The organism is Pseudomonas sp. MWU12-3103b, assembly GCF_023100615.1.
Taxonomy (GTDB): Bacteria; Pseudomonadota; Gammaproteobacteria; order Pseudomonadales; family Pseudomonadaceae; genus Aquipseudomonas; species Aquipseudomonas putida_A.
Map to the genome: position 1 here is coordinate 158,133 of NZ_JALMEY010000004.1, position 26,362 is coordinate 184,494.

General features: G+C 61.6%; 22 protein-coding genes. 8 read left to right on the forward strand and 14 right to left on the reverse strand.

Going from position 1 to position 26,362, the window contains the following annotated elements:
- The 3 genes from tcyL to M0808_RS08765 all read right to left on the reverse strand — a co-directional run bounded on the left by tcyL (position 1) and on the right by M0808_RS08765 (position 2,797).
- Complete coding sequence (tcyL, locus tag M0808_RS08755) at positions 1-666, reverse strand: cystine ABC transporter permease (protein WP_003220607.1); 666 nt, start codon at positions 664-666, stop codon at positions 1-3.
- A complete protein-coding gene (gene tcyJ / locus M0808_RS08760; protein ID WP_247840758.1) occupies positions 666-1,466 on the reverse strand; it encodes a cystine ABC transporter substrate-binding protein in 801 nt (266 codons plus the stop codon). The genes tcyL and tcyJ overlap by 1 nt, the downstream gene beginning before the upstream one ends.
- Positions 1,467-1,798: 332 nt before the next feature.
- On the reverse strand, positions 1,799-2,797 hold the full coding sequence (locus M0808_RS08765; protein WP_247840760.1) for a D-cysteine desulfhydrase: 999 nt from the start codon (positions 2,795-2,797) through the stop codon (positions 1,799-1,801).
- 190 nt (positions 2,798-2,987) lie between these two features.
- Here M0808_RS08765 and epsC point away from each other — a divergent pair, with 190 nt between their 5' ends.
- Together epsC and betT are read left to right on the forward strand one after the other, a co-directional pair.
- Positions 2,988-3,914, forward strand: a complete 927-nt coding sequence (epsC, locus tag M0808_RS08770; protein WP_103368657.1) for a serine O-acetyltransferase EpsC — start codon at positions 2,988-2,990, stop codon at positions 3,912-3,914.
- Positions 3,915-4,385: 471 nt separating this feature from the next.
- Positions 4,386-6,347, forward strand: coding sequence for a choline transporter BetT (gene betT / locus M0808_RS08775; RefSeq protein WP_247840941.1), 1,962 nt, complete (start codon positions 4,386-4,388; stop codon positions 6,345-6,347).
- 24 nt (positions 6,348-6,371) lie between these two features.
- Here betT and M0808_RS08780 read toward each other — a convergent pair whose 3' ends face one another.
- Both M0808_RS08780 and M0808_RS08785 read right to left on the reverse strand, forming a co-directional pair.
- A complete protein-coding gene (locus M0808_RS08780) occupies positions 6,372-6,632 on the reverse strand; it encodes a hypothetical protein (protein ID WP_025110994.1) in 261 nt (86 codons plus the stop codon).
- Positions 6,633-6,815: 183 nt separating this feature from the next.
- On the reverse strand, positions 6,816-7,853 hold the full coding sequence (locus M0808_RS08785; protein ID WP_247840762.1) for a LacI family DNA-binding transcriptional regulator: 1,038 nt from the start codon (positions 7,851-7,853) through the stop codon (positions 6,816-6,818).
- Positions 7,854-8,058: 205 nt separating this feature from the next.
- Between M0808_RS08785 and M0808_RS08790 the strand changes: the two genes are divergently transcribed.
- The 3 genes from M0808_RS08790 (at position 8,059) to mgrA (ending at position 12,805) form a co-directional block, all read left to right on the forward strand.
- A complete protein-coding gene (locus tag M0808_RS08790) occupies positions 8,059-10,287 on the forward strand; it encodes a TonB-dependent receptor (protein ID WP_247840764.1) in 2,229 nt (742 codons plus the stop codon).
- Position 10,288: 1 nt separating this feature from the next.
- Entirely contained in the window at positions 10,289-11,608 is a 1,320-nt protein-coding gene (locus M0808_RS08795) for an LLM class flavin-dependent oxidoreductase (RefSeq protein ID WP_247840765.1), read from the forward strand.
- Positions 11,609-11,767: 159 nt separating this feature from the next.
- Complete coding sequence (gene mgrA / locus M0808_RS08800; protein WP_115988448.1) at positions 11,768-12,805, forward strand: L-glyceraldehyde 3-phosphate reductase; 1,038 nt, start codon at positions 11,768-11,770, stop codon at positions 12,803-12,805.
- A 209-nt stretch (positions 12,806-13,014) separates the two neighbouring features.
- Here mgrA and tauD read toward each other — a convergent pair whose 3' ends face one another.
- The 7 genes from tauD to M0808_RS08835 all read right to left on the reverse strand — a co-directional run bounded on the left by tauD (position 13,015) and on the right by M0808_RS08835 (position 21,570).
- On the reverse strand, positions 13,015-13,857 hold the full coding sequence (tauD, locus tag M0808_RS08805) for a taurine dioxygenase (RefSeq protein ID WP_247840766.1): 843 nt from the start codon (positions 13,855-13,857) through the stop codon (positions 13,015-13,017).
- 155 nt (positions 13,858-14,012) lie between these two features.
- Positions 14,013-14,846: a taurine ABC transporter permease TauC gene (gene tauC, locus M0808_RS08810; protein WP_247840768.1), complete on the reverse strand. Its 834-nt coding sequence runs from the start codon at positions 14,844-14,846 to the stop codon at positions 14,013-14,015.
- Positions 14,843-15,637 carry a taurine ABC transporter ATP-binding subunit gene (gene tauB, locus M0808_RS08815; RefSeq protein ID WP_098966679.1) on the reverse strand — a complete coding sequence of 265 codons (795 nt, stop codon included), beginning with the start codon at positions 15,635-15,637 and terminating at the stop codon, positions 14,843-14,845. The genes tauC and tauB overlap by 4 nt, the downstream gene beginning before the upstream one ends.
- Before the next feature lie 16 nt (positions 15,638-15,653).
- Positions 15,654-16,631: a taurine ABC transporter substrate-binding protein gene (gene tauA / locus M0808_RS08820; protein WP_098966681.1), complete on the reverse strand. Its 978-nt coding sequence runs from the start codon at positions 16,629-16,631 to the stop codon at positions 15,654-15,656.
- A gap of 329 nt (positions 16,632-16,960) precedes the next feature.
- The gene (gshA, locus tag M0808_RS08825; protein ID WP_247840770.1) at positions 16,961-18,544 is read right to left on the reverse strand and encodes a glutamate--cysteine ligase; all 1,584 of its coding nucleotides are present in this window, start codon (positions 18,542-18,544) and stop codon (positions 16,961-16,963) included.
- Positions 18,545-18,862: 318 nt separating this feature from the next.
- Positions 18,863-19,246 carry a PaaI family thioesterase gene (locus M0808_RS08830; RefSeq protein ID WP_134785189.1) on the reverse strand — a complete coding sequence of 128 codons (384 nt, stop codon included), beginning with the start codon at positions 19,244-19,246 and terminating at the stop codon, positions 18,863-18,865.
- Positions 19,246-21,570 (reverse strand): Tex family protein, encoded by a 2,325-nt coding sequence (locus M0808_RS08835; protein ID WP_247840772.1) that lies wholly within the window; start codon positions 21,568-21,570, stop codon positions 19,246-19,248. Before M0808_RS08835 ends, M0808_RS08830 begins: the two co-directional genes overlap by 1 nt.
- 358 nt (positions 21,571-21,928) lie before the next feature.
- On the opposite strand from M0808_RS08835, the gene ompR reads away from it, so the two are divergent.
- Together ompR and M0808_RS08845 are read left to right on the forward strand one after the other, a co-directional pair.
- Entirely contained in the window at positions 21,929-22,669 is a 741-nt protein-coding gene (ompR, locus tag M0808_RS08840; protein WP_003220637.1) for a two-component system response regulator OmpR, read from the forward strand.
- Positions 22,670-22,781: 112 nt separating this feature from the next.
- On the forward strand, positions 22,782-24,095 hold the full coding sequence (locus M0808_RS08845) for an ATP-binding protein (RefSeq protein WP_027611205.1): 1,314 nt from the start codon (positions 22,782-22,784) through the stop codon (positions 24,093-24,095).
- A gap of 194 nt (positions 24,096-24,289) precedes the next feature.
- Here M0808_RS08845 and rimK read toward each other — a convergent pair whose 3' ends face one another.
- Both rimK and M0808_RS08855 read right to left on the reverse strand, forming a co-directional pair.
- Positions 24,290-25,195, reverse strand: a complete 906-nt coding sequence (rimK, locus tag M0808_RS08850; protein ID WP_007949201.1) for a 30S ribosomal protein S6--L-glutamate ligase — start codon at positions 25,193-25,195, stop codon at positions 24,290-24,292.
- A complete protein-coding gene (locus tag M0808_RS08855; protein WP_007964698.1) occupies positions 25,192-25,653 on the reverse strand; it encodes an ATP-dependent zinc protease in 462 nt (153 codons plus the stop codon). Before M0808_RS08855 ends, rimK begins: the two co-directional genes overlap by 4 nt.
- 234 nt (positions 25,654-25,887) lie before the next feature.
- Between M0808_RS08855 and M0808_RS08860 the strand changes: the two genes are divergently transcribed.
- Positions 25,888-26,295, forward strand: a complete 408-nt coding sequence (locus M0808_RS08860) for an RNA-binding S4 domain-containing protein (protein ID WP_098966686.1) — start codon at positions 25,888-25,890, stop codon at positions 26,293-26,295.
- The last annotated feature ends 67 nt before the right edge of the window (positions 26,296-26,362 follow it).

Genomic DNA, 26,362 nt, shown 5'->3' on the forward strand with positions numbered 1-26,362 from the left:
TCAGGACTCCTGGTCGTGCCGATTGGCCCGCTCTTCCAACTTGTTCTGCAGGTGCGACAGCACCGTGGCCAGAATCCAGTAGATCAGCGCGGCGGCAAGATACATGGTGAAGACTTCGAAAGTCCGGGCGGTAATCAGTTGCGCCTGGCGGAACAGTTCCGGCACCTGAATGGTGGCGGCCAGTGCCGTGTCCTTGACCAGCGAAATGAAGCTGTTACCCAGTGGCGGCAGTGCTGTGCGCATGGCCTGCGGCAGAATGGCCCGGCGCAAGGTTTGCGCGCGGGTCATGCCGATGCTTGCGGCGGCTTCCCACTGGCCGCGCTCGATCGAACCGATTGCCGCACGGAGGATTTCACAGGCGTAGGCGGCCATGTTCAGCGAGAAGCCGATCAGCGCCGCTGGGAGCGGATCCAGTTCCAGACCCAATTGCGGCAAGCCGTAATAGATCACGAACAGTTGCACCAGCAACGGCGTGCCGCGAAAGAACGACACGTAGATGCGGGCAATCCAGCTCACCAGTTTGAAGCGCGACAGGCGCATCAAGGCCAGGCCGAAGCCCAGCAGCAAGCCGAAGAACATGCCGCCCAGACTGAGGATGACCGTGTAGTACGCGCCCTTGAGCAGAAAGGGCGCGGAATCCAGTGCGAGTTGGAAAGCTTCTTCCATTATTTGGTGACGTCAGCGTTGAAGTATTTCTTCGACAGCTTCTCAAGGGTACCGTCGGCACGCAGTTCGTCGAGAGCCTTGTTCACCGCAGCCAGCAGCTCAGGCTCGCCTTTGCGCAGGGCGATACCGGATTCCTGACGGGAGAACGCTTCTCCGGCAGCCACGGTTTTCGGGGCTTTCTTGGCGTATTCAAGTGCAGCCAGACGGTCGATCAGGATGGCGTCGGTGCGGCCGTTGTTCAGGTCGGCGAACTTGGTCGGATCATCGTCGTAGGTACGCACGTCAGCGCCCGGCACGTTGGCGCGGACCCACTGTTCGTAGTTGGTGCCCAGGCCGACACCGACTTTCTTGCCGGACAGGTCGGCGGCAGTCTTGATGTTCAACTTGGCTTCCTTGTCCTTCAGCACCAGCGCCTGAATCCCGGAAACGGTGTACGGCTCGGAGAAGTCATACTTCTTCTTGCGCTCGTCGGAGATGGTCACCTGGTTGACCACGACGTCCAGACGTTTGGATTCCAGCGCAGCGAGGATACCGTCCCACTTGGTTGGCTGAATCTTGGCTTTGACGCCGAGTTTCTGCGCCAGGGCTTCGGAGAGTTCGACTTCGAAACCGGACAGCTTGCCGTTCTCGTCAACAAAACTGAACGGTGGGTAAGTGCCTTCCAGGCCGACGTTGATAACGCCTTTGTCCTTGATCTGTTGCAGCTGCTCACCGGCGTTTGCTTGGCCGATCAGGCCGGCGCTCAGTGCAAGGCCCAGCGAACCTACCAGCAGAGTGCGACGTAGTGCGGAAAAATTCATGACAAGCCCCTGTGTTTTCTTATGGAAGACGCTTAAGGAAGGTTGGCGAATCCGGGAGTTGAACGACTGCGTTATCGTGCCCTAAAGCAGCTTATGCGTCTTGCCCGAAATTCGCCTGCGGCGAGACTATAAGATGTCTGCTTTAGACTTGAAAATACTTAATGTTCTTTCTGTTATTCCAGTTTCGAATATATATGATCAATTGTGGCGAGGGGATTTATCCCCGATGGGGCGCGAAGCGGCCCTCTCTTCTGACTTGAAGAGCAGGGGACTGCTGCGCAGTCCAACGGGGATAAATCCCCTCACCACAGAAATTCTTGCAGCAGGGAGGATCAGCTTGTCAGCGAATCCTTGTAGGCAAACAACGCCGGCGCCCCACCGGTATGCAGGAAGATGATCGGGCCCTCGTCGAAACGCTGGCGGCCGATCCCGTCGAGCAACCCGGCCATGGCCTTGCCGGTGTATACCGGGTCGAGCAGCACCGCGTCCTGACTGGCCAACAGTTTCACCGCCGCCAGTGTCCCGGCATTGGGTTCGCCGTAACGCGGGCCGAAGTATTCGTCCCACAACTCGACCTTGAAGTTCACTGGTAATTTCACACCCAGCAGCTCCGCCGTGCGTTCGGCCAGACCCTGCACTTTCGGGCGCTGATCTTCTTCGCTGCGCGAGACGGTCACGCCGATCACCGGCAACTGCGGCAGCGCTTCGCTCAAGGCCAGCGCCAGACCGCTGTGGGTCCCGGCGCTGCCCGAGGCCAGCACCACGGCGGCGAAATTCAGGCCGGTGTCCTTGATCTGCTCGGCCAGTTCCAGGCCGGCACGTACGTAGCCCAATGCACCAAGGGCATTCGAGCCACCGATCGGCACCAGATACGGTTTCTTGCCATTGCTGCGCAGGCGCACGGCGAGTGCGGCCAGTTGTTCGTCGGCGTTGTCGAGGTTGTCCACCAGCTCGACCTTGGTGTCGAACAGATCGAGCAGCAGGCGGTTGCCGTTGCCGGTGTAGTTGCTGTCGTCGGTGCCCAGCGGATTCTCCAGCAGCGCCACGCACCCCAGGCCGAGTTTGGCCGCCAGCGCGGCGGTCTGGCGCACGTGGTTCGATTGCAGGGCGCCGGCGGTGATCAGCGTGTCGGCGCCCTGGGCGAGGGCATCGGCGGCGAGGTATTCGAGTTTGCGCAGCTTGTTGCCGCCCATGGCCAGCGGCGTCAGGTCATCGCGTTTGATGTACACATCGCGGCCCAGCCAGGCGGACAGACGTTCAAGTTTTTCCAGCGGCGTGGGTTGGGCGAGCAGGTCGAGACGGTTAAAGCGATCCAGCTGTTGTTTGATCATGAGTCCGTACTGGCGGAGAAAGATGACAGGACTATAGGCACGCCGTTTTACCGGGGCAACCGTGAATCGCTTATAGCCAAATGTGCTTAGTCCAGCACTATCGGTTCTTAATTCGCCCTCACGGGCATGCCGTAAAGTAGTCGCCGTTGACGCGGCCAGACCGTCCGGCCGCCCGTGAGGAGTCTTTACCGTGAGCGAGCGTTCCAGCCATTGGCAATTGCAGACCATCGTCAGCCAACTGCGTACCGCGCGGGATCAGTGGCGTACCCAGAATGGCCGGGCCAGCGGCGAGCAGGGTGGTCGCGAGTTACCGTCCCGCGCGGCGATGGCCGAGATTCTCGAGGCGCTATGTGGCGCGTTGTTCCCGATGCGGCTGGGGCCGGTGGACCTGCGTGAGGAGAGTGAGGACTTCTATGTCGGGCATACCCTCGATGCAGCCCTGAATGCGTTGCTGGCGCAGGCGCGGCTGGAGTTGCGTTATGTCGCGCGGCACAGCGCTCAAGGCGATGCCGACGTCGAAGCTCAGGCGATCCGTATCATTCAGGATTTCGCCCTGGCCTTGCCGGGCCTGCGCAGCCTGCTCGACACCGACGTGCTGGCCGCCTATCACGGCGATCCGGCGGCGCGCAGCGTCGATGAAGTGTTGCTGTGCTATCCGGGAATTCTGGCGGTGATTCACCATCGTCTGGCGCACCATTTGTACCGCGCTGGGTTGCCGTTACTCGCGCGAATCAGCGCGGAGATTGCGCATTCGGCCACCGGCATCGATATCCATCCAGGCGCGCAGATCGGCCGCAGTTTCTTCATCGACCACGGTACGGGTGTGGTGATCGGCGAGACCGCGATCATCGGCGAGCGGGTGCGGATCTATCAGGCCGTGACTTTGGGCGCCAAGCGCTTCCCGGCGGATGAAGACGGGCAGTTGCAGAAGGGCCATCCACGCCATCCGATTGTCGAGGACGACGTGGTGATTTATGCCGGCGCGACAATTCTGGGACGGATCACCATCGGCCAGGGTTCGACCATCGGCGGTAATGTGTGGCTGACGCGCAGCGTGCCGGCAGGGAGCAACCTGACTCAGGCCAATCTGCAGCATGATGACGGGACGCAGAAGTAAAACATCAAAAGCCACCCTCACCCCAGCCCTCTCCCCGGGGGAGAGGGAGCCGACGGAGGTGTCTGGCGCTATACATCGACCTGAAAAAAACAGTCGATTATGGATTCGGTACAGCAAGATCAGGTCAGCGAAGTTCTCAAGCATCCCCCAATCAGTCCCCTCTCCCCCCGGGAGAGGGTTAGGGTGAGGGCGCTTTTGACTTTGATTTTTCCACTGAACGAATCCCCTCAAACCCGCGTCATACCCCTCCTTGGGCTATTGTAGGAAAACTACCGCCTGGCCCTGCGATTAGTCCTTACCACCCTATCCATGTTTAACTTGAACGTTCATTCAAGTTAAACCGGTGGTTCGCTGCCCGCTCACAACAGGAGGCTTGCCTTTGCTGAGTCCGATCATTTCAGCCACGTTTCAACCCCTCGAGGTGCACGTTTCATGAGTGCATCGTCTACCCCCGCCAGCGGTCTGGTGCGCATGAATCCGCCGGTGTTCTACTTCGCCGCGACGGTGATTCTGCTGTTTGGTCTGGTTGTCATCGCCATGCCGGAGCAGGCCGGCGCCTGGTTGCTGACTGCGCAAAACTGGGCGGCCAACACGGTCGGCTGGTACTACATGCTCGCGATGACGCTGTATCTGGTCTTCGTGGTGGTCACCGCGTTATCGGGCTACGGCAAGATCAAACTCGGTGCCGACCACGACGAACCCGAGTTCAGTTACCTGTCCTGGGCCGGCATGCTGTTTGCCGCCGGGATCAGCATCACGCTGTTTTTCTTTTGCGTGTCGGAGCCGCTGACGCACCTGGCCCAACCGCCGCAAGGCGAGGCCGGCACCGCCGATGCGGCGCGCCAGGCGATGCAGATTCTGTTTCTGCACTGGGGCCTGCACGGCTGGGGCGTGTTCGCCTTCGTCGGCATGGCGCTGGCCTATTTCGCCTACCGGCATAACCTGCCGCTGGCCTTGCGTTCGGCGCTGTACCCGCTGATCGGCAAGCGCATCAACGGCCCCATCGGCTACGCGGTGGACGGCTTCGGCATCATCGCCACGGTGTTCGGTCTGGGCGCCGACATGGGCTTCGGCGTATTGCACCTCAACTCCGGTCTCGACTACCTGTTCGGCATCGCACACACCCAGTGGATTCAGGTCGGCCTGATCACGCTGATGATGGGTGCGGCGATCATCGTCGCCGTGTCGGGTGTGGACAAGGGTGTGCGGGTGATGTCCGACATCAACATGCTGCTGGCGTGTGCGCTGCTGCTGTTCGTGTTGTTCGCAGGTCCCACCCAGCACCTGCTCAACACGCTGATCCAGAACCTCGGCGATTACCTCGGCGCCTTGCCGATGAAGAGTTTCGACCTCTACGCCTACGACAAACCAAGCGACTGGCTCGGTGGCTGGACGGTGTTCTACTGGGCCTGGTGGATTGCATGGTCGCCGTTCGTGGGACTGTTCATCGCGCGGATTTCCCGTGGCCGCACCATCCGCGAATTCGTCTTCGGCGTGCTGCTGATTCCGCTCGGTTTCACCCTGGCGTGGATGTCGATTTTCGGCAACAGCGCCATCGATCAGGTGCTCAACCACGGCATGTCGGCGCTGGGCATGTCGGCCCTCGACAATCCGTCGATGAGCCTTTACCTGCTGCTGGAAACCTACCCGTGGAGCAAGACCGTCATCGCGGTGACGGTGTTCATCAGCTTCGTGTTCTTCGTCACTTCCGCCGACTCCGGTACCGTGGTGCTCTCGACGCTGTCGGCCAAGGGTGGCAACCCGGACGAAGACGGGCCGAAATGGCTGCGAGTGTTTTGGGGCGCGATGACCGCGCTGGTGACCAGTGCGCTGCTGTTCTCCGGCAGCATCGATGCGCTGAAATCGGCGGTGGTGCTGACCTCGCTGCCGTTCTCCTTGATTTTGCTGCTGATGATGTGGGGCCTGCACAAGGCGTTCTATCTGGAATCGCAGAAGCAGATCGCGCAACTGCATTCGCTGGCACCGGTCTCCGGTTCGCGGCGTGGCACGGGCGGCTGGCGCCAGCGTCTGAGTCAGGCGGTGCACTTCCCGTCGCGTGACGAGGTGTACCGCTTCATGGACACCACGGTGCGCCCGGCGATTGAAGAAGTGACGGCGGTGTTCGTCGAGAAGGGCTTGAACGTGGTCACTCAGCCGGATCCGGCGCACGACAACATCAGCCTGGAAATCGGCCACGGCGAGCAGCATCCGTTCATCTATCAGGTGCAGATGCGCGGCTACTTCACGCCGTCGTTCGCCCGGGGTGGCATGGGTTCCAAGCAGCTCAACAACCGCCGCTACTACCGCGCTGAAGTGCACTTGAGCGAGGGCAGTCAGGACTACGATCTGGTCGGCTACACCAAGGAACAGATCATCAACGACATTCTCGACCAGTACGAACGTCACATGCAGTTCCTGCATCTGGTGCGTTGATCGGCAACTGAGCGCCGGGACGTCTCACGACTCGGCGCTCAGCACCATAAACAACACCATCGCCGCCATCGGCACCCCGAACACCGCACTGCCCACCGCGATCTCCGAACCCAGCGGCTGCCCGGCATGCACCACCCCCACCGCACCATTGATCACCGTCAACGCCAGCCACAGCGCGGCGAAGCTGTAGGCCAGGGTCTGCCGGCTGAAGCCAATGCGCTCGCCGATGTAGAGCATCAGGGCGAGCAGGACCAAGCCGAAGAAGATGATGATGGCAGTGTGCATGGATGTGCCTGCGGCTTATGCGGTGCTTGATCAGACGCCTTCGCGGGCAAGCCCGCTCCCACAGTGATCTCGGTCATTCACAGATTCTGCGTACAACCAAGATCCTGTGGGAGCGGGCTTGCTCGCGAAAGGGCCACCTCGGTGTTACTTGGAGCATAGCCAATCCAGCCTAGGCCATTTTGGTCAGGTGCTCTCGCGCTCGATCACCTTGCACTGCAACAGATTCAGGCGCTGCACATCATCGCTCGGCAACACCCCAAGGCTTTCCAATACCCGCGTTGCCGCCAGTACGCCGATCTCCAGTGCCGGTGGCTTGATCGTGCTCAGGCTCGGCAACAGCATCTCGGCGAACGGGTAATCGCCGAAGCCGAGCACGGCGCAGTCTTCGGGGATCTTGATGCCTGCGCGTTGCCCGGCGAGCAAGCCGCCGGCGGCGAGGTTGTCGTTGGCGAAGATGATCGCGTCGGGGCGCGGAGCGGCGTTCATCAGCGCTTCCATTGCTTGCTTGCCGGCTTCGAACGGCGCGCGGTCGGCGTCCGGGGCGAACACCCGCGGCTGCAGTCCGAACTCGCGCACGGTGGCGGCGTAACCGTCGCGACGTTCGAGGGCACTGAGGTCACCAGGGGCGCTGTTCTGCACGAAGGCGATGCGGCGATAGCCTTTGTCATGCAGATAACGCGCAGCGGTCACGCCGACTTCATAGTGCGAAAAGCCGATCTGCATCGGCTCGCGATCCGGCTGGTAATCCCAGGTTTCGATCACCGGAACGTCCGCTTCGGCGATCATCTTTTCCGTGCCCGCACTATGGAAATGGCTGGTCAGCACCAGCGCCGCTGGCGACCAGCCAAGAAATGCGCGCACGGCGTTTTCTTCCTGTTCGGTACTGAAGTAACTCGACGCCAGCAGCAATTGATAACCGTGGCGGCTGAGGGTGTCGCTGAAGCCCTGGATGGTGTTGGCAAAGATCGGCCCGGAGATGTTCGGAATCACCATGCCGACGATTTTGCCCCGCGCCGAAGCCAGCCCGCCGGCCACCAGGTTCGGCACGTAACCCAACTCGGAGACCACCGCCGCAATCCGCTCGCGGCGCTCCGGCGAGACGGTTTCCGGCTGATTGAAATAACGCGACACGGTAATCGCCGATACGCCCGCCTCGCGCGCCACCGCATTGAGGGTCACACGCCCGGCACCACGGCGTTTGCGCGTTTTTTCTTCGCTCACGACTCGATCCTTGTTAAAAACAAAAACGCATATAAAAGTAATTTTTCAGTATTGGACGGTCTATGCCAGGCTTGTCGATACTGCCGATGTTAGCGCTAACAAGGCGCATTGTCTGCTACTCGCTCGAGCGAATGCCCAAGACACCGATTCAGGCGCTGTCGTCGCAGAACGGCAGCGGTTCAGGGCCAATTTCGAGCGGGCAACCATGCACAACATTCCTGGGGCGACACACAAACTGGCGCAGTCGATTCGCGCCGCTGGCTGGATCTTTACCGGGCTGGCGGCGTTGCCGCTGCCCACGGCTTTCGCCGCCGACAGCAGCGAACAAGAGCCGACCCTCAAGTCCGTCACAGTCACCGCCACCCGCCGTGAAGAGTCGCTGCAGAAGGTGCCGGTGGCAGTCTCGGTGATCGACGGCGAACAACTGGAACGCGACAACCGCAACGGCGTGGCGAGCATCGTCCAGCAAGTGCCGTCGCTGAATTTCCGTACCGGTGCGTCGAACAAGGACACCTCGTTGTTTGTGCGAGGCGTCGGCACGATTTCCACCTCGCCCGGCGTCGAGCCAACCGTGGCCACGGTGATCGATGGCGTGGTCTATGCGCGTCCCGGTCAATCGACCCTGGACCTGCTGGATCTGGAGCGCGTCGAAGTGCTGCGCGGCCCGCAGGGCACGCTGTTCGGCAAGAATGCCTCGGCCGGTGTGCTCAACATCACCAGCAAGGCGCCGACCAACGAGGCCCACGGTTACATCGACCAGTCGTACTACAGCGGCAATGAAAGCCGCACCCGCTTCGGCATTGGCGGTAGCCTGATTCCGGATACGTTGAAGGGCTCGATCAGCACCCTGGTCAGCAGCTACGACGGCAACGTCGACAACAAATACAACGGCCAGGAGGTCAACGGCTACAACCATCGCGGCGTGCGCGGCAAGCTTGAATTCACCCCGAATGACGACGTCACCTTCACCCTGATCGCCGACTACATGCAGTCCCACGACGACGGTCCCAACGGCGTCGTCAGCAAGTCGTTGACCCCGGCCTTCGCCAACGCGCTGAGCCCGGTCTACGCCAGCAGCCACAACCGCGACATCAACACCGACACCCGCAGCCATGTCGAGGACACCAACAAAGGCCTGTCCGGCCAGCTCGACTGGCAACTGGGCGATTACACACTGACCTCGATCACCGCGTGGCGCGGCTGGGACAACACCCAATATCAGGATGGCGATCGGCTGAGCACGATCACTGCAGCGTTCCCCGGCACCGCCGACAAAGGCGATCTGGCCTTCGACCAGTACTCGCAAGAGCTGCGCCTGGCCTCGCCGAAAGGTGAGTTCCTTGAATACGTTGGCGGCCTGTTCTACATGCATGGCAAGGATGACGAGACTTATCAGCGCACCTTGACCACCACCACCACGCGCACCGACCGTGGCGTCGCCGATTACAGCACCACCAGCGACAGCTACGCCGCGTTCGGCGAAGCCACGTTGAACTTCACCTCGGACTTTCGTGGCATCGCCGGCCTGCGCTACACCCACGATGATCTGGAATACGATCACCGCCGCATCTCGACCTCGGCGACCACGGTCAGCGGCATTCAACCGGCCACCAGCAGTTCCGGTTCGGTGGACGAGGACGGCTGGTCCGGCCGGCTCGGCGTGCAGTACGACCTCAGCGATGCGGTCACCACGTATCTGACCTATTCGCGCGGCTACAAAGGCCCGGCCTACAACGTGTTCTTCAACATGCAGCCGCGTGACACCGAAGCGCTGAAGCCGGAGACCTCCAACACTTGGGAGGCGGGGATCAAGGCCACCAGCTGGAACAACCGGCTGACCACCAACCTCGCGGTGTTCCACAGCGACTACGACAACTATCAGGCGAACTTTTTCGACACCGTTGCCGGGCAAGTGGTAACGCGCCTGATCAACGCCGGCAGCGTCAGCACCGAAGGCGTCGAACTCGATTACGCCTTGCAGGCGACCCAGCAACTGAAGTTCTCCGGGGCGCTGGCCTACACCCGCGCACGCATCGACCAATTCAGCTGCCCGGCGGGCGCGGCGGCCTCGTGCAACGTCAATGGCAAGCCGCTGCCGTTCAGCCCGGACTGGAAAAGCTACGTGCGTGCCGACTACACGATTCCGCTGGAAAACGGTCTAGATATCGAACTCGGCACCGACTATAGCTGGCAGAGCGAAGTGCAGTACGACATCAGCCAGAATGCCGACACCAAACAGGGTGCCTACGGCATCTGGAACGCCAGCGTCGCGCTCGCCGATTACAGCAACGGCTGGCGCGTGGCGCTGCTGGGAAAGAACCTCGCCGACAAATCCTACTCACCGCTGCTGGCCAGCGGCGGCAGCTACATCTACCGCGCCGTGCCACGGGATGACGAGCGCTACTTCGGCGTGCAATTGCGCAAGGATTTCTGAGATGAGCAGACAGCTGAAACTCGGCGCCTTTCTCATGGCCACCGGGCACCACGTCGCCGCGTGGCGGCACCCGCAGGTACCGGCCAATGCCGGGCTGGATTTCGCCCACTACAAGCGTCTGGCGCAGATTGCCGAGGCGGCGAAGTTCGACACGCTGTTCGTCGCCGACAGTGTGGCCGCGCCGACGCAGGACATCGCCAGCCGCATGGCGCGCTCCGATCACTTCGAACCGCTGACCTTGCTCTCGGCCCTGAGCGCGGTGACCGAGCGCATCGGCCTGATCGCCACGGCGACCACCAGCTACAACGAGCCGTACCACGTGGCGCGCAAATTCGCCTCGCTCGATCATCTGTCGGGCGGGCGTGCGGGGTGGAATCTGGTGACCTCGGACAACGCCGCCGAAGCGCTGAATTTCGGTCGCGACGAACACATCGGCCACGCCGAACGCTACAGCCGTGCCCGCGAGTTTCATCAGGTGGTCACCGGGCTGTGGGACAGTTGGGAGGACGATGCCTTTGTCCGCGACAAGGCAAGTGGCGCGTATTACGACCCGTCGAAGCTGCACGTGCTGGATCACGTCGGCGAGCATTTTCGGGTGAAAGGCCCGCTGAACGTGGCGCGCTCGCCGCAGGGGCAACCGGTGATTGTGCAGGCCGGTTCATCCGAAACCGGGCGTGAACTGGCGGCACAGACCGCTGAGGTGGTGTTCACCGCGCAGACTTCGCTGGCCGGCGCACAGGCGTTCTACGCCGACCTCAAGGGACGTATGCCCAAGTACGGACGCAGTGCCGATTCGCTGAAAATCATGCCCGGGGTGTTTGTCGTCGTCGGCCAGACAGAAACCGAAGCGCAGGAAAAATGTGAAACGTTTCAGCAATTGGTCGAACCGGAGGTTGGCGTGGCGTTGCTTGGGCGTATGCTGGGCAACTTCGACTTGTCGAAGTACCCGCTGGACGGGCCGCTGCCAGAGTTGCCATTGACCGACAGCGGTCAGCAGAGCCGGCAGAAATTGCTGACTGAACTGGCGGGGCGGGAGAATCTGACCCTCGCCGAATTGGGCCGCAGGATTGCCGGTGGGCGCGGGCATTACAGCCTGGTCGGCACACCGGCGCAGATCGCCGATCGCTTGCAGGAGTGGTTCGAACAGGGCGCGGCGGATGGCTTCAATGTGCTGGTACCGCACTTGCCGGGCGGGCTCGAAGATTTCGCTAATGGCGTGGTCCCGGAACTGCAGCGCCGTGGGCTGTTCAGAACCGAGTATGAGGGTCGGACCTTGCGCGAAAACCTGGGCCTCGCCCGACCGCAAAACAGATTTGTGTAAACACCCTGTGGTGAGGGGATTTATCCCCGATGGGTGGCGAAAGCCACCCGAAAATTTCGCGAGCAGGCTCGCTCCCACAGGGGAGTGCATTCCAAATGTGGGAGCGAGCCTGCTCGCGAAGAAGTCGACACCCATTCAAGGCAAACAAGAGAGGATTCGATGACTTACACCGCTGCCGAAAACCGCTACGACTCCATTCCTTACCGCCGCGTCGGCCGCAGCGGTCTGGTGCTGCCGGCGCTGTCGCTGGGCCTGTGGCACAACTTCGGCGACAGCACGCCGATCGACACCCAGCGCGCCCTGCTGCGTACCGCGTTCGACCTGGGGATCAATCACTTCGACCTGGCCAACAACTACGGCCCGCCGTATGGCAGCGCCGAGATCAACTTCGGTCGTTTGCTGCGTGAAGACTTCAAGCAGTACCGCGATGAACTGATCATTTCAAGCAAGGCCGGTTGGGACATGTGGCCCGGCCCTTATGGCCAGGGCGGCGGCTCGCGCAAATACGTGCTGGCCAGCCTCGACCAGAGCCTGCAGCGCCTCGGTCTGGACTATGTGGATATCTTCTACTCGCACCGCTTCGACCCGGACACCCCGCTGGAAGAAACCGCCAGCGCCCTCGCCACCGCCGTGCAACAGGGCAAGGCGCTGTACATCGGCATCTCGTCGTACTCCGGGGTGAAAACCCGCGAGATCGCTGCGCTGCTCAAGGAATGGAAAGTGCCGCTGCTGATTCATCAGCCGGCGTACAACCTGCTCAATCGCTGGGTCGAAAAAGACCTGCTCGACACCACCGAAGAACTCGGCACTGGCGTGATCGCCTTCACCCCGCTGGCGCAAGGTCTGCTGACCGACAAGTACCTCAACGGCGTGCCGGCGGATGCGCGGGTCAATCGCCCGGGTGGCGGTTCGTTGCAGGCTTCGCACCTGTCCGAGGCCAACATTGCCCACGTGCGCGCGTTGAACGAGATCGCCAAACGTCGCGGTCAGAGCCTGGCGCAACTGGCACTGGCCTGGACCCTGCGTGATCCACGGGTGACCTCGGCGCTGATCGGCGCGAGCCGGCCGGAGCAGATCATCGAGAACGTCGGGGCGTTGAAGAATCTGAGTTTCAGTGCTGAGGAACTGGCGGAGATCGACCGGTTTGCCCAGGAGGGCGGGATCAATCTTTGGGAGAAGCCTTCGACGGCGGAGTGAGTCACCCTCACCCCAGCCCTCTCCCGGAGGGAGAGGGAGCCGACCGAGGTGTCTTGCGTCGTAAATCGACATGAGAAACCGGGTCGATTATGGATTCAGCACAGATTGATCAGGTTGGCGTACTTCTGATGCATCCCCCAATCAGTCCCCTCTCCCTCCGGGAGAGGGTTAGGGTGAGGGGCTTTTGATTCTGCTCTGGGCTTCAACGCTCAGCGAAAAAACGGCACATCCCCCAACACCGTAGCCCGCTGCATCACCCGCCGCGCCGGGCGGTAATCATCCACCGCATAATGCTGGGTCACGCGGTTGTCCCAGAATGCAATGTCGTTCTGCTGCCAGCGCCAGCGAATGGTGAATTCCGGCCGCGTTGCGTGGGCGAACAGGAACTTCAGAATCGCCTCGCTCTCGGTGTCCGACAGCTCGTTGATCTTCGAGGTGAAGCCTTCGTTGACGAACAACGAGCGCCGTCCGCTGACCGGATGGGAGCGGATTACCGGGTGTGACAACGGTGGGTTCTTGCGTCGTGCCTCTTCCCACTGTGCCAGTGCTTGCGGCGTGTTGCCGTAGCGCTCCAGCGGAAACGAGCGAGTGAAATCGTGAGTTGCAGTCAACCCTTCGAGCAAGGTTTTCATCGGCGCCGACAGTGCTTCGTAGGCGGCAATCCCGCTGGCCCACAACGTATCGCCGCCGAACTCTGGCAGCAGTTTGGCGCTGAGCACTGCGCCCATCGCCGGCGTTGGCAGGAAGGTCACGTCGGTGTGCCAGATCGCGTTGTCACGGACATCGGTGACCGCGGTGTCGAGGATCAGCACTTCGGGCTGCTCCGGCACGTTCGGGTAAATCGGATGGATGTGCAGGTCGCCGAAGTACGCGGCGAAACGTGCCTGTTGCGAAGGCTCGATCGGCTGGTTGCGGAAGAACAGCACCTGGTACTTGAGCAGCGCCTGCTCGATGGCGTCGCGCTGTTCCAGGTTCAACGGCTGGCTGACGTCGACGCCGCTGATCTGCGCGCCGAGGGCCGAGCTTAATGGGGTGATGGTCAGGCTGCTCATGGTGGGTCTCTGGAATTCGGGTTTTGAGCTTTTGGTGGGAGCGGGCTTGCTCCGGGCGGCGTTCCGACGAATGCGGTGTGTCAGAAGACATTTCTGTGACTGATACACCGCATTCGCGAGCAAGCCCGCTCCCACAGGTTTTGGATGGCAAGTATTCAATGCGCCTGGCCGTGCCACGGCACCAGTTTGCGCTGCAGGGCGCGCAGGCCCATTTCCATGGCGAAGGCGATCAGGGCGATCACCAGAATCCCCAGCACCACCACATCGGTGACCAGAAATTGCGCAGCCGACTGCACCATGAACCCCAAACCGCTGGTGGCGGCGATCAGTTCGGCGGCGACCAGGGTCGACCAGCCAACGCCCAGACCAATGCGCACACCGGTGAGGATGTCCGGCAGGGCGCTGGGCAAAATCACATGGCGGATCAGTTGTGCGCGAGTCGCTCCGAGCGACTGCGCGGCGCGCAATTTGGCCGGGTCTACAGTGCGCACACCGGTCGCGGTAGCGATGGTGATCGGCGCGAAGATCGCCAGGTAGATCAGCAGCACTTTCGACAACTCGCCGATGCCGCACCAGATCACGATCAGCGGCAGATAAGCCAATGGCGGAATCGGCCGGTAGAACTCGATCAACGGATCAAGCACACCACGGGCAATACGGTTGGCGCCGATGGCGATGCCCACCGGCACCGCGGTCAGTATCGCGAAACCCAGACCCAGGCCAATGCGGCTCAGGCTCGCGCCCAAGTGCTGCCACAGGGTCGAATCCATGTAACCGGTGGTCGCGAGCAACCAGCCTTTTTGCAGCACGGCGGACGGTGGTGGCAGGAACAGCGGTTCGATCAAACCGCTGGCAGTCACCGCCCACCAGATCACCAGCAACGTGAACAGGGTCAGCAGGCTGATCCAGCGGGTGCTGAGGCTGCGCCGCACCGGAATCGCCACCGATGGGCTTTTCACTGCGGGGGCGGAAACGTCGTAACTGCTCATGCGCGCTCCTGCCGTTGAACGGCGCTGCGTTGCGAGAACACTTTGCTCAGCACGTGCTCGCGGGTCTCGATAAAACGCGGGTCGGATTTGATCGCCCGCGCCGACTCACCGGCAGCGTAGCGTTGACCGAAATCCAGCTGCAGACGCTCGACGATCTGCCCCGGATTCGGCGCCAGCAGAATCAGGTCAGTGGCGAGGAATACCGCTTCTTCGATGTCGTGGGTAATCAGGAACACCGGTTTGGCAGTGCGCTGCCAGACTTGCAGCAACAGCTCCTGCATCTGCTCGCGGGTGAATGCGTCGAGGGCGCCGAAAGGTTCGTCCATCAGCAGCACGCGCGGGTCGGCGGCGAGGGCGCGGGCCAGGCCGACGCGCTGTTTCTGGCCTCCGGAGAGTTGCCAGATGCGGCGGCTTTCGAACCCCGAGAGATCAACCAGTGCGAGCATTTCCCGGGCGATCTTTTCACGTTTGTCTTTGGCGACACCCGCCAGCTCCAGACCGAAAGCCACGTTAGCCAACACATCCTGCCAGGGCAGCAGGGCGTCATCCTGAAACACCACGCCACGTTCGGCGCTCGGGCCTTTGACCGGCACGCCGTCGAGGGTGATGCGCCCGGCGCTGGGTTCGACGAAGCCGGCAATCAGGTTCAACAGCGAAGTCTTGCCACTGCCGGACGGGCCGAGGGCGACCAGCAATTGCTGAGGCCCGAGGGTCAGGGAAATGTCCGCCAGCACCGGTTCCGGGCTGCCCGGGTACTGTGCGCTGATGCGCTCCAGCTGTAGCAAGGCCATCGCAATTAACTCCCGATCAGTTAGTGATGTATTTGGCGCTGACGTACGGCGCGTAGTCCGGCAGTACGGCTTCGACCTTGCCTTGCTCCTTGAGGAACGCGGCGGTGTCGGTGATGGCTTTGGTGGTCGGCGCGCCGAGTGTGATCACCTGATCAGCCGCCAGCGGGTAGACGTTGCCTTGCAGCAGCAATGGAATGTCGCTGGCCTTGGCTCCGGAGAGCTTCACCAGCTTGTCGACGTGGGACTGATCGGCGAGCCAGGCTTGTGGATCCTTGCGGTAGTCGGCGTAGGCGTCGAGGGTGACCTTGGCGAACGCGGTGACGATTTCCGGGTGCTTCTCGGCGAAGTCCTTGCGCACGATCCAGGCATCGAAGGTCGGCGCGCCGAACTTGGCCAGTTCCCCGGAGGTGATCAACACTTTGCCGTTTTCCTTGGCCACACCGAGGGCCGGATCCCACACGTAAGTCGCGTCGATGTCACCGCGTTTCCAGGCGGCGATGATTGCTGGCGGGGCGAGGTTGAGCACGGTGACTTTCGACGGATCGATGTTCCAGTGCTTCAACGCCGCGAGCAGGCTGTAGTGACCGGTGGACACGAACGGCACGGCGATTTTCTTGCCGACCAGATCCTGCGGGGTCTTGATCCCGGAACCGTCGCGAGCGACCAGTGCTTCGGCGGCGCCGATCTGGGTGGCGATGAGAAAGGTTTCCACCGGAACCTTGCGGGTGATCGCAGCGGTCAGCGGGCTGGAACCGAGGTAGCCGATCTGCACGTCACCGGACGCGATGGCGGCGATGATGTCGGCGCCGTTGTCGAACTTGCGCCAGCTGATGTCGGCCTTGGTGGCTTTTTCGTAAGCGCCGTCGGCCTGGGCGACTTTCGCCGGGTCAACGGTGGTCTGGTAGGCGACGGTAAGGTCGGCGGCCTGCGCCAGAAAGCTCGCAGCAGCCAACGAGGCCACGGCCAGCAGGCGAAGCGGGAAATTCAGTTTCATGGGGGAGTGCTCCAAATCAGGCGACCGACGATCGGCGTGAAAGGAGACTAAATGATCTAAGAATCTAAAAATAAATAACTTTTTAGACTTAGCTTATGAGCGGAAAAATCTAAGGCGTGAGGGATTGTGGATACTTCGGATCTTGTGTCAGACGTTAGGTCTTTGCCCCCTCACCCCAACCCTCTCCCCCAAGGGGGCGAGGGGGAAAGGGAGCCGATCTTATGCTTTTCAAGGCCTGAGTTCGGCTGGATATTTCAGGTCGGCGTCAATCTCAAGAGCACCTGAATCAGTCCCCTCTCCCTCCGGGAGAGGGTTAGGGTGAGGGGCTTTTAATTACTGATCGCCAGAATGCTCGCCTGATACGACCCGACAAACACATCGAAATCGCCAACCTCGTTCTGCTCCAGCTCAGCCTGTTGCGCCAGCGACGAACGCGCCAGCTCTTCAAACTTCGCCTGTTCATCAGCAGCCAACGGCTCGCTGCGGAAGAACTCGGCATGCGCCTGGCTCTGGCGCAGGGAGAATTGCGCGAAGCTTTCCTTGTGCTCGGCCATGGTCGCCAGCACTTGGGCCGATGGGGTCAGGGACGAATCCTTGACCTTGGCCAGTTGCGCGTCGAGCGCCTTGCTGTGTGCGTCGCCGCCATGGCTCTGATCGAGCAGGGCCGCCAGCGGTGCGATTTTTTCCAGCAGCTCGGCTGCCCAAACCTTCAATTCGACCGCTTCACCGTCGCGCTGCAATTGCAGGCCCGGACGCCGACCTTCCTTGACCACGCTGAGGAAGTTCGAAGTGGCATTGCCGCACGAAGTGTTGGTCAGCAGCGGACTGTCGTTCAGCGCGCAGTACAGCAGGAACGCGTCGAGGAAGCGTGATTCGGTGACGTCGATGCCCATTGGCAGGAACGGGTTGATGTCCAGGCAACGCACTTCGACGTACTGAATGCCACGGGCCATCAGGGCCTGGATCGGCCGCTCGCCGGTGTAGGTCACGCGTTTCGGGCGGATGTTGGAGTAGTACTCGTTTTCGATCTGCAGGATGTTGGTGTTGAGCTGTACCCACTCGCCATCCTGGTGCGTGCCGACTTCCACGTACGGCGGGTATGGCGTGGCCACGGCCTTGCGCAGGCTGTCGGTGTAGCTCGCCAGATCGTTGTAGCACGGCGTCAGGCCGGCTTGGGCGTTGCTCTGGTAACCGAGGTCGCTCATGCGCAGGCTGGTGGCGTACGGCAGATACAGGGTGTCCGGATCCAGTTGTTCCAACTGGTGCGAACGGCCGCGCAGGAAGCCTGCGTCCAGCGCCGGCGAAGCACCGAACAGGTACATCAGCAGCCAGCTGTAGCGGCGGAAGTTACGGATCAGCGCGATGTACGACGACGACTGGAAATCGCGGTCGGTGCCGACGTAACCCTCGGCTTCGCGCAGCAGCGGCCAGAGCTTTTCCGGCAGGGAAAAGTTGTAGTGAATCCCGGCGATGCACTGCATGGTCTTGCCGTACCGCAGGGCCAAGCCCTTGCGGTAGACATACTTGAGCTGACCGATGTTGGAGGTGCCGTAATAGGCGATCGGGATGTCTTCCTCGGCCGGCAACGGGCACGGCATCGATGGACTCCACAGGTACTCGTTGCCGAGCTTGCTGTAGGCAAAGCGATGAATCTTGTCCAGGCTCGCCAGCGTATCGGCCGGATCGGGCAGGGCGGGGGTGATGAATTCCAGCAGCGACTCGGAGTAGTCGGTGGTGATCTGTTCATTGGTCAGCGCGGAACCCAAGGCTTCCGGGTGCGGCGTTTGCGCCAGACGACCTTCACTGGTCACGCGCAGGCATTCACGTTCGATACCGTGGAGGCACTGTTCGAGCAGAGAGTGGTTGGCGCGCTCGCCGAGCAGAGCCAGGCGGCGGTTGAGAAGTTCGCTCAATTTGGATTCCTTCACGCGTCAGTCGCCCCAATATGGGGGTGGGCAGGACGGTCTACAAGGGTGAAGTTGAAACTGGCGTTTTCGCCTGGTTTTTTGGGCTCACGAAGCCCCTTTCGAACCGCCGACTTCAATCCCTGAATCTGGCAGATGCACGCGAAGATTATGCGGTCCCTGTGGGAGCGGGCTTGCTCGCGAATGCGGTGTATCAGTCACTGCCATGCACACTGACACGCCCCCTTCGCGAGCAAGCCCGCTCTCACAGAAAAGCTCGACGCTGCGATCACAGCGCCGAAATTAACTCAAAATGATGAACAACATCTACAGGACAGCGAACGTGCCTTGCGCTTTTGCGACCAGTTTGTCGCCCTGCATCACGTCGGCCTCGACCACCAGCGTGCGGCGGCCCGGGTGGATGACCCGCGCCGTGCACAGCACCTCACCGTCGGATACGGCGCGGATGTAGTTGATCTTGCACTCGATGGTCGCGCTCTGCTGATCGAAGCCGTGGGTGCTGGAACAGGCCAGCCCCATGGCGATATCGACCAGACTGAACAGCGCGCCACCGTGCAACTTGCCGCCGCGATTGCGCAGTTGTGGTTCCAGCACCAGGACGACTTGCGCCACCCCGGTTTCCAGGCTGTGCAGGCGGCAGCCCAACAGCTTGAAAAACGCGCTCTCGACGAGCCCGGCCGGAACTTCCATCAGCGTTTCTTCAACTGCTTGGCGTTGGCGAACAGCGAAGCCATGGCGTTGTTCACCGGTGCGGCTGTGGCCGTTTCCTTGCGTGGCGCGCTGTTCGACGACTGGCGCGGTGCCGAGCCCGGACGCGAACCACGGGCACCGTCGATTTTCTCGCCCGGGGTGTCGCTCATGCGCATCGACAGGCCGACGCGCTTGCGCGGGATGTCGACTTCCATGACCTTCACTTTCACCACGTCACCGGCCTTCACCGCTTCGCGTGGGTCCTTGATGAACTTCTCCGACAACGCCGAGATGTGCACCAGGCCGTCCTGATGCACGCCGATGTCGACGAACGCGCCGAACGCGGTCACGTTGGTGACGACGCCTTCGAGGATCATCCCCAGTTGCAGGTCTTTCAGGTCTTCGACGCCTTCCTGGAACTCGGCGGTCTTGAACTCCGGACGCGGGTCGCGACCGGGTTTTTCCAGTTCTTGCAGGATGTCGGTGACGGTGGGCAGACCGAAGGTCTCGTCGGTGAACTTCTTCGGGTCCAGACGCTTGAGGAACGCGGCGTCGCCGATCAGCGAGCGAATGTCGCGGTCGGTTTCAGCGGCGATGCGCTGTACCAGTGGATAGGCTTCCGGGTGAACAGCCGAGGAATCGAGCGGGTTGTCGCCGTTCATCACGCGCAGGAAGCCTGCGGCCTGTTCGAAGGTTTTCTCGCCCAGACGCGCAACTTTCTTCAGCGCTGCACGGGTCTTGAACGCGCCGTGCTCGTCACGGTGAGCGACGATGTTCTGCGCCAGGGTCGCGTTGAGGCCGGAAATTCGCGCCAGCAAGGCCACCGAGGCGGTGTTTACATCGACGCCGACGGCGTTTACGCAGTCCTCGACCACCGCATCCAGACCACGCGCCAGTTTCAGCTGCGACACGTCGTGCTGGTACTGGCCGACACCGATGGATTTCGGATCGATCTTCACCAGTTCGGCCAGTGGATCCTGCAGACGACGGGCGATGGACACCGCGCCACGGATCGACACGTCCAGATCCGGGAATTCCTTGGCAGCCAGTTCCGACGCCGAGTACACCGATGCACCGGCCTCGGAGACCATGACCTTGGTCATCTTCATCGCTGGATACTTTTTGATCAGCTCGATTGCCAGTTTGTCGGTTTCGCGGCTGGCGGTGCCGTTGCCGATGGCGATCAGGTCAACCGAGTGCTTGGCGCACAGGGCGGCCAGAATGGCGATGGTCTGATCCCATTTGTTGTGCGGCACGTGCGGGTAAACCGTGGCGTGATCGAGCAGCTTGCCGGTGGAGTCGACCACCGCGACCTTGCAGCCGGTACGCAGGCCCGGGTCGAGGCCCAGGGTGGCGCGCGGGCCGGCCGGCGCGGCCAGCAGCAGGTCGTGCAGGTTGTGGGCGAAGACGTTGATCGCCTCGGTTTCGGCGCCGTCGCGCAGCTCGCCGAGCAGGTCGGTTTCCAGGTGCGTGTAGAGCTTGACCTTCCAGGTCCAGCGCACCACTTCACCGAGCCATTTGTCGGCCGGGCGGTTCTGATTCTGGATGCCGAATTGCTGGCCGATCATGCCTTCGCACGGGTGCATGGTGCCCGGCAGCTCTTCGCCGACTTTCAGCGCGGAGCTGAGGATGCCTTCGTTGCGGCCACGGAAAATCGCGAGTGCGCGGTGCGACGGCATGCTTTTCAGCGGCTCGTCGTGTTCGAAGTAGTCGCGGAACTTCGCGCCTTCTTCTTCCTTGCCGGCGATCACGCGGGCGCTGATGGTCGCTTCCTGCTTGAGGAAGTTGCGCAGCTTCTCCAGCAGGCTGGCGTCTTCGGCGAAGCGCTCCATCAGGATGTACTTAGCGCCTTCCAGCGCAGCTTTCACGTCGGCTACGCCTTTCTCGGCGTCGACGAAGCGTGCGGCTTCGGTTTCTGGCGTCAGGTTCGGGTCGTTGAACAGGCCGTCGGCCAGCTCGCCGAGGCCGGCTTCCAAGGCAATCTGGCCCTTGGTGCGGCGCTTCTGCTTGTACGGCAGGTACAAGTCTTCGAGGCGGGTCTTGGTGTCGGCGAGCTTGATGTCGCGTTCGAGGGCAGGGGTGAGTTTGCCCTGCTCCTGGATACTGGCGAGGATGCTGATGCGCCGTTCGTCGAGTTCTCGCAGGTAGCGCAGACGCTCTTCCAGATGACGCAACTGGGTGTCATCGAGGCTGCCGGTGACTTCTTTCCGGTAACGGGCGATGAAGGGAACGGTAGAGCCTTCATCGAGTAGCGCGACGGCCGCTTCGACCTGTTGCGGGCGTACGCCGAGTTCCTCGGCGATGCGGCTGTTGATGCTGTCCATAAAACCACCTGACATATTGTGAAAGCAGGCTCGCAGGCACGGAAATAAAGGCCCGGAGTCTGGTTGAGCGGCTAGAAAATTGCCGCTGCCTGGGTCAAAAGGCACCCCATTGACCCGTGAAATCGAATAATTACTGCGCAGGCCCGGAAAATATCGCGGCCACCTGCGGTAACGATTCAGACGTTGCCTGGCACAAAACGCCGCGCATTATAACCAGCGTTCTGTCATTCGGGGGTGTAGCAGTCTGTAGGTAGAAACCCCGGTTTTCTGGCAGTGAAGGAAAAATCTGCTAACAATGCACACGGTGCGTATAACGGCAGCTACGCCATAATGCGCGCCGAGCTAAAAGGAGCATCCAATGAGCAGCACTGCAAACAATGCTGAAGGCGAAAAAATTCTTATTGTTGACGACGATCCGGGGCTGAGCAGCCTGCTGGAACGTTTCTTCGTCAGCAAGGGCTACCGTGCCCGTGCCGTACCGAACACCGAGCAAATGGACCGTCTGCTGTCGCGTGAAGTGTTCAATCTGGTCGTCCTCGACCTGATGCTGCCGGGCGAAGACGGCCTGACCGCATGCCGTCGCCTGCGGGCGGCGAACAATCAGATTCCGATCATCATGCTCACCGCCAAGGGCGATGAAATGAGCCGCATCAAAGGCCTGGAACTGGGCGCCGATGACTATCTGGCCAAGCCGTTCAACCCGGACGAGCTGATGGCGCGGGTCAAAGCGGTTCTGCGTCGTCAGGCCGCACCGGTGCCGGGCGCGCCGGGCAGCGAAGACGAAAACGTCACCTTCGGTGATTACGTGCTGTCGCTGGCGACCCGCGAGCTGAAACGTGGCGAAGAAGTGCACATGCTCACCACCGGTGAGTTTGCAGTACTCAAGGCGCTGGTAATGAACGCGCGTCAGCCGCTGACCCGCGACAAACTGATGAACCTGGCCCGTGGCCGCGAGTGGGATGCCCTGGAGCGTTCCATCGACGTGCAGATTTCCCGTCTGCGCCGGATGATCGAACCGGATCCGTCGAAACCACGCTATATCCAGACTGTCTGGGGTGTGGGCTACGTGTTCGTACCGGACGGCGCCGCCACCAAGTGATCGGCGATTTGTAGGAGCGGGTCTGCGCATCGGGTTGATCGACCCTCTACGCAGACTCGCAATCCGCAATATGCGAGCATGGCTCGCTCCTGCAAGTGTTTAACGGTTATCGATGAAAACCCCCGTCTGGTTCCCCCAAAGTTTTTTCTCCCGCACCCTTTGGCTGGTGCTCATCGTCGTGCTGTTTTCCAAGGCGCTGACCCTGGTTTATCTGTTGATGAACGAGGACGTGCTGGTGGATCGCCAATACAGCCACGGCGTCGCCCTGACGCTGCGCGCCTATTGGGCGGCTGATGAAGAAAACCGCGCGAAGATCGCCGATGCCGCGACCCTGATCCGGGTGGTCGGCGCCGGAGTGCCGGAGGGCGAGCAGCACTGGCCGTACAGTGAAATCTATCAGCGGCAGATGCAGGCGGAGCTGGGCGCCGACACCGAAGTGCGTTTGCGCATGCACTCGCCGCCGGCGCTGTGGGTGCGTGCGCCAAGCCTCGGCGACGGTTGGCTGAAAGTGCCGCTGTACCCGCATCCGCTGCGCGGGCAGAAAATCTGGAACGTACTCGGCTGGTTCCTCGCCATCGGTTTGCTGTCCACCGCCTCTGCATGGATTTTCGTCAGCCAGCTCAACCAGCCGTTGAAACGTCTGGTATATGCCGCACGGCAACTCGGTCAGGGTCGCAGCGTGCGCCTGCCGATCAGCGATACGCCCAGCGAGATGACCGAGGTGTATCGCGCCTTCAACCAGATGGCCGAAGACGTCGAGCAGGCCGGCCGTGAGCGTGAGCTGATGCTGGCCGGGGTCTCCCATGATTTGCGCACGCCGCTGACCCGCTTGCGTCTGTCGCTGGAGCTGATGGGTGATCGCAACGATCTGACCGATGACATGGTGCGCGACATCGAAGACATGGACGCGATTCTCGACCAGTTCCTCGCGTTCATTCGCGACGGTCGTGACGAGTCGGTGGAGGAAGTGGACCTGAGCGATCTGGTGCGTGAGGTGGCCGCGCCGTACAACCAGAGCGAAGAGAAAGTGCGTCTGCGTCTGGAACCGATCCAGCCGTTTCCGTTGCGTCGAGTGTCGATGAAACGCCTGCTGAACAACCTGATCGGCAACGCCCTGAACCATGCCGGTAGCGGCGTCGAGGTCGCGGCTTATGTGTCCGGTGACACCAGCGCGCCGTACGTGGTGTTGAGCGTGATGGACCGTGGCGCTGGGATCGATCCGTCGGAGCTGGAAGCGATCTTCAACCCGTTCACCCGTGGCGACCGTGCCCGGGGCGGGAAAGGTACGGGGCTGGGGTTGGCGATCGTGAAGCGGATTGCTTCGATGCATGGCGGCAATGTCGAGTTGCGCAACCGCTCCGGGGGCGGACTGGAAGCGCGAGTCAGGTTACCGCTGGGGTTGATGTTGCCTCGGGATGCCGTTTAAACCATAAAACCCTCACCCCAGCCCTCTCCCAGAGGGAGAGGGAGCTGACCGAGGTGTCTGGCGTCATACATCGACCTGAAAGACTGGGGCGATTGCGGATTCGGCACAGCAGGATCAGGTCGGCGTGTCTTTTAAGCATCCCCCAATCAGTCCCCTCTCCCTTTGGGAGAGGGAGAGGGCTCTTGCTCCTCGCTTTAGCCTTTGCCTTTGGTCCGGGTCATGTTCGGCCCGCCATTCTTCTCAAGGTGTTCGATGATGATCCCCGCTACGTTCTTGCCGGTGGTGGTCTCGATCCCTTCCAGGCCCGGCGACGAGTTCACCTCCATCACCAGCGGCCCGTGGTTCGAACGCAGGATATCCACACCCGCCACGGCCAGCCCCATGACCTTGGCCGCGCGCAACGCGGTCATGCGTTCTTCCGGGGTGATCTTGATCAGGCTGGCGCTGCCGCCGCGATGCAGGTTGGAGCGGAACTCGCCCGGCTTGGCCTGACGCTTCATGGCTGCGATCACCTTGTCGCCAACCACGAAGCAGCGGATGTCCGCACCGCCCGCCTCCTTGATGTATTCCTGAACCATGATGTTCTGCTTCAGGCCCATGAACGCCTCGATCACCGACTCGGCCGCCGTAGCGGTTTCGCACAGCACCACGCCGATGCCCTGGGTGCCTTCCAGCACCTTGATCACCAGCGGCGCGCCGTTGACCATGTCGATCAAATCGGGAATGTCATCCGGCGAGTGAGCGAAACCGGTGACCGGCAGGCCGATGCCACGACGCGACAGCAGTTGCAGCGAACGCAATTTGTCCCGCGAGCGGGCGATGGCCACCGATTCGTTGAGCGGAAACACCCCCATCATTTCGAACTGGCGCAACACGGCGCAACCGTAGAACGTCACCGACGCACCGATCCGCGGGATTACCGCATCGAACCCTTCCAGCGGCTTGCCGCGATAGTGGATCTGCGGCTTGTGGCTAGCGATGTTCATGTAGGCGCGCAAGGTGTCGATCACCACCATTTCATGCCCGCGCTCGGTGCCGGCCTCGACCAGACGACGGGTGGAATACAGACGCGGATTCCGCGACAGCACAGCGATCTTCATGCAACACCTGTGGAGGAGGTAGATACCGGGAACACCGGCTTGTCTTGTACATATTTGATGCCCGGATTGACCACCAACTGGCCGTCGATCAGGGCTTTGGAACCGAGCAACAGGCGATAGCGCATGGACTTGCGGCAGGCGAGGGTGAACTCGACTGCCCAGACCCGATCACCGAGGGCCAGGGTGGTGCTGATCACATAGCGCACCTGCGCCTGGCCATTGGAGCTTTTAATGGTTTTGCGCGTCACCAGCGGCGCTTCGCAGCGCCGGTGACGCAACTGCACCACCGTGCCCAGGTGCGCGGTGAAACGCACCCACTTCTCGCCGTCGCGTTCGAACGGCTCGATGTCGGTGGCATGCAGGCTGGAGGTGCTGGCACCGGTGTCGATTTTCGCCCGCAGGCCGGCGACTCCCAGATCAGGGAGCGCCACCCACTCGCGCAGACCGACAACGGTCAAATGGTCAAATGTCTTCAAAGGTGCTCAACCGGCAGAAACCGCTCGGGCCGCGTGCGGCCGAATTCGCGGTATTCACGCAGAATAAGGGTTAAAAGGCGACAGATATCTACGGCCCGGATCGCCGACCCCTCAAGCAGGTGTCGGCAGGTGTGCATTGTAATCCGGGACGGGGTCATTCATGGCACGACAGAAACGGTAGTACAGTTCATCAATATTTCAGAATGAGGAAATTCCATGGCACAAAAAAGCGAAGAGGACGACAAGGTCCGTCTCGACAAGTGGTTGTGGGCGGCGCGCTTTTATAAAACCCGGGCCCTGGCCAAAGCGGCCATCGAGAGTGGCAAGGTGCATTGCCGAGGCGACCGCTGCAAGCCTGGCAAAGAGCCACGCATTGGCGATGAGTTCGAGATTCGTACCGGTTTTGAAGAGCGCACGGTGAGGGTCGAGGCCTTGTCGATCGTGCGTCGCGGCGCGCCCGAAGCGCAGACGCTGTATACCGAGACCGAGGCGAGTATTGCCAAACGTGAAGCGGCAGCGGCGATGCGCAAGGCCGGGGCGTTAGGTGTGAGTACCGACGGCAAACCGAGCAAGAAGCAGCGGCGGGATCTGTTTAAATTTCGTGGGAACAGCAATAGCGATTGACCGGCACGGCGCACCATTGTGGCGAGGGAGCTTGCTCCCGCTGGAGGCCGAAGGACTCCCAATCCAG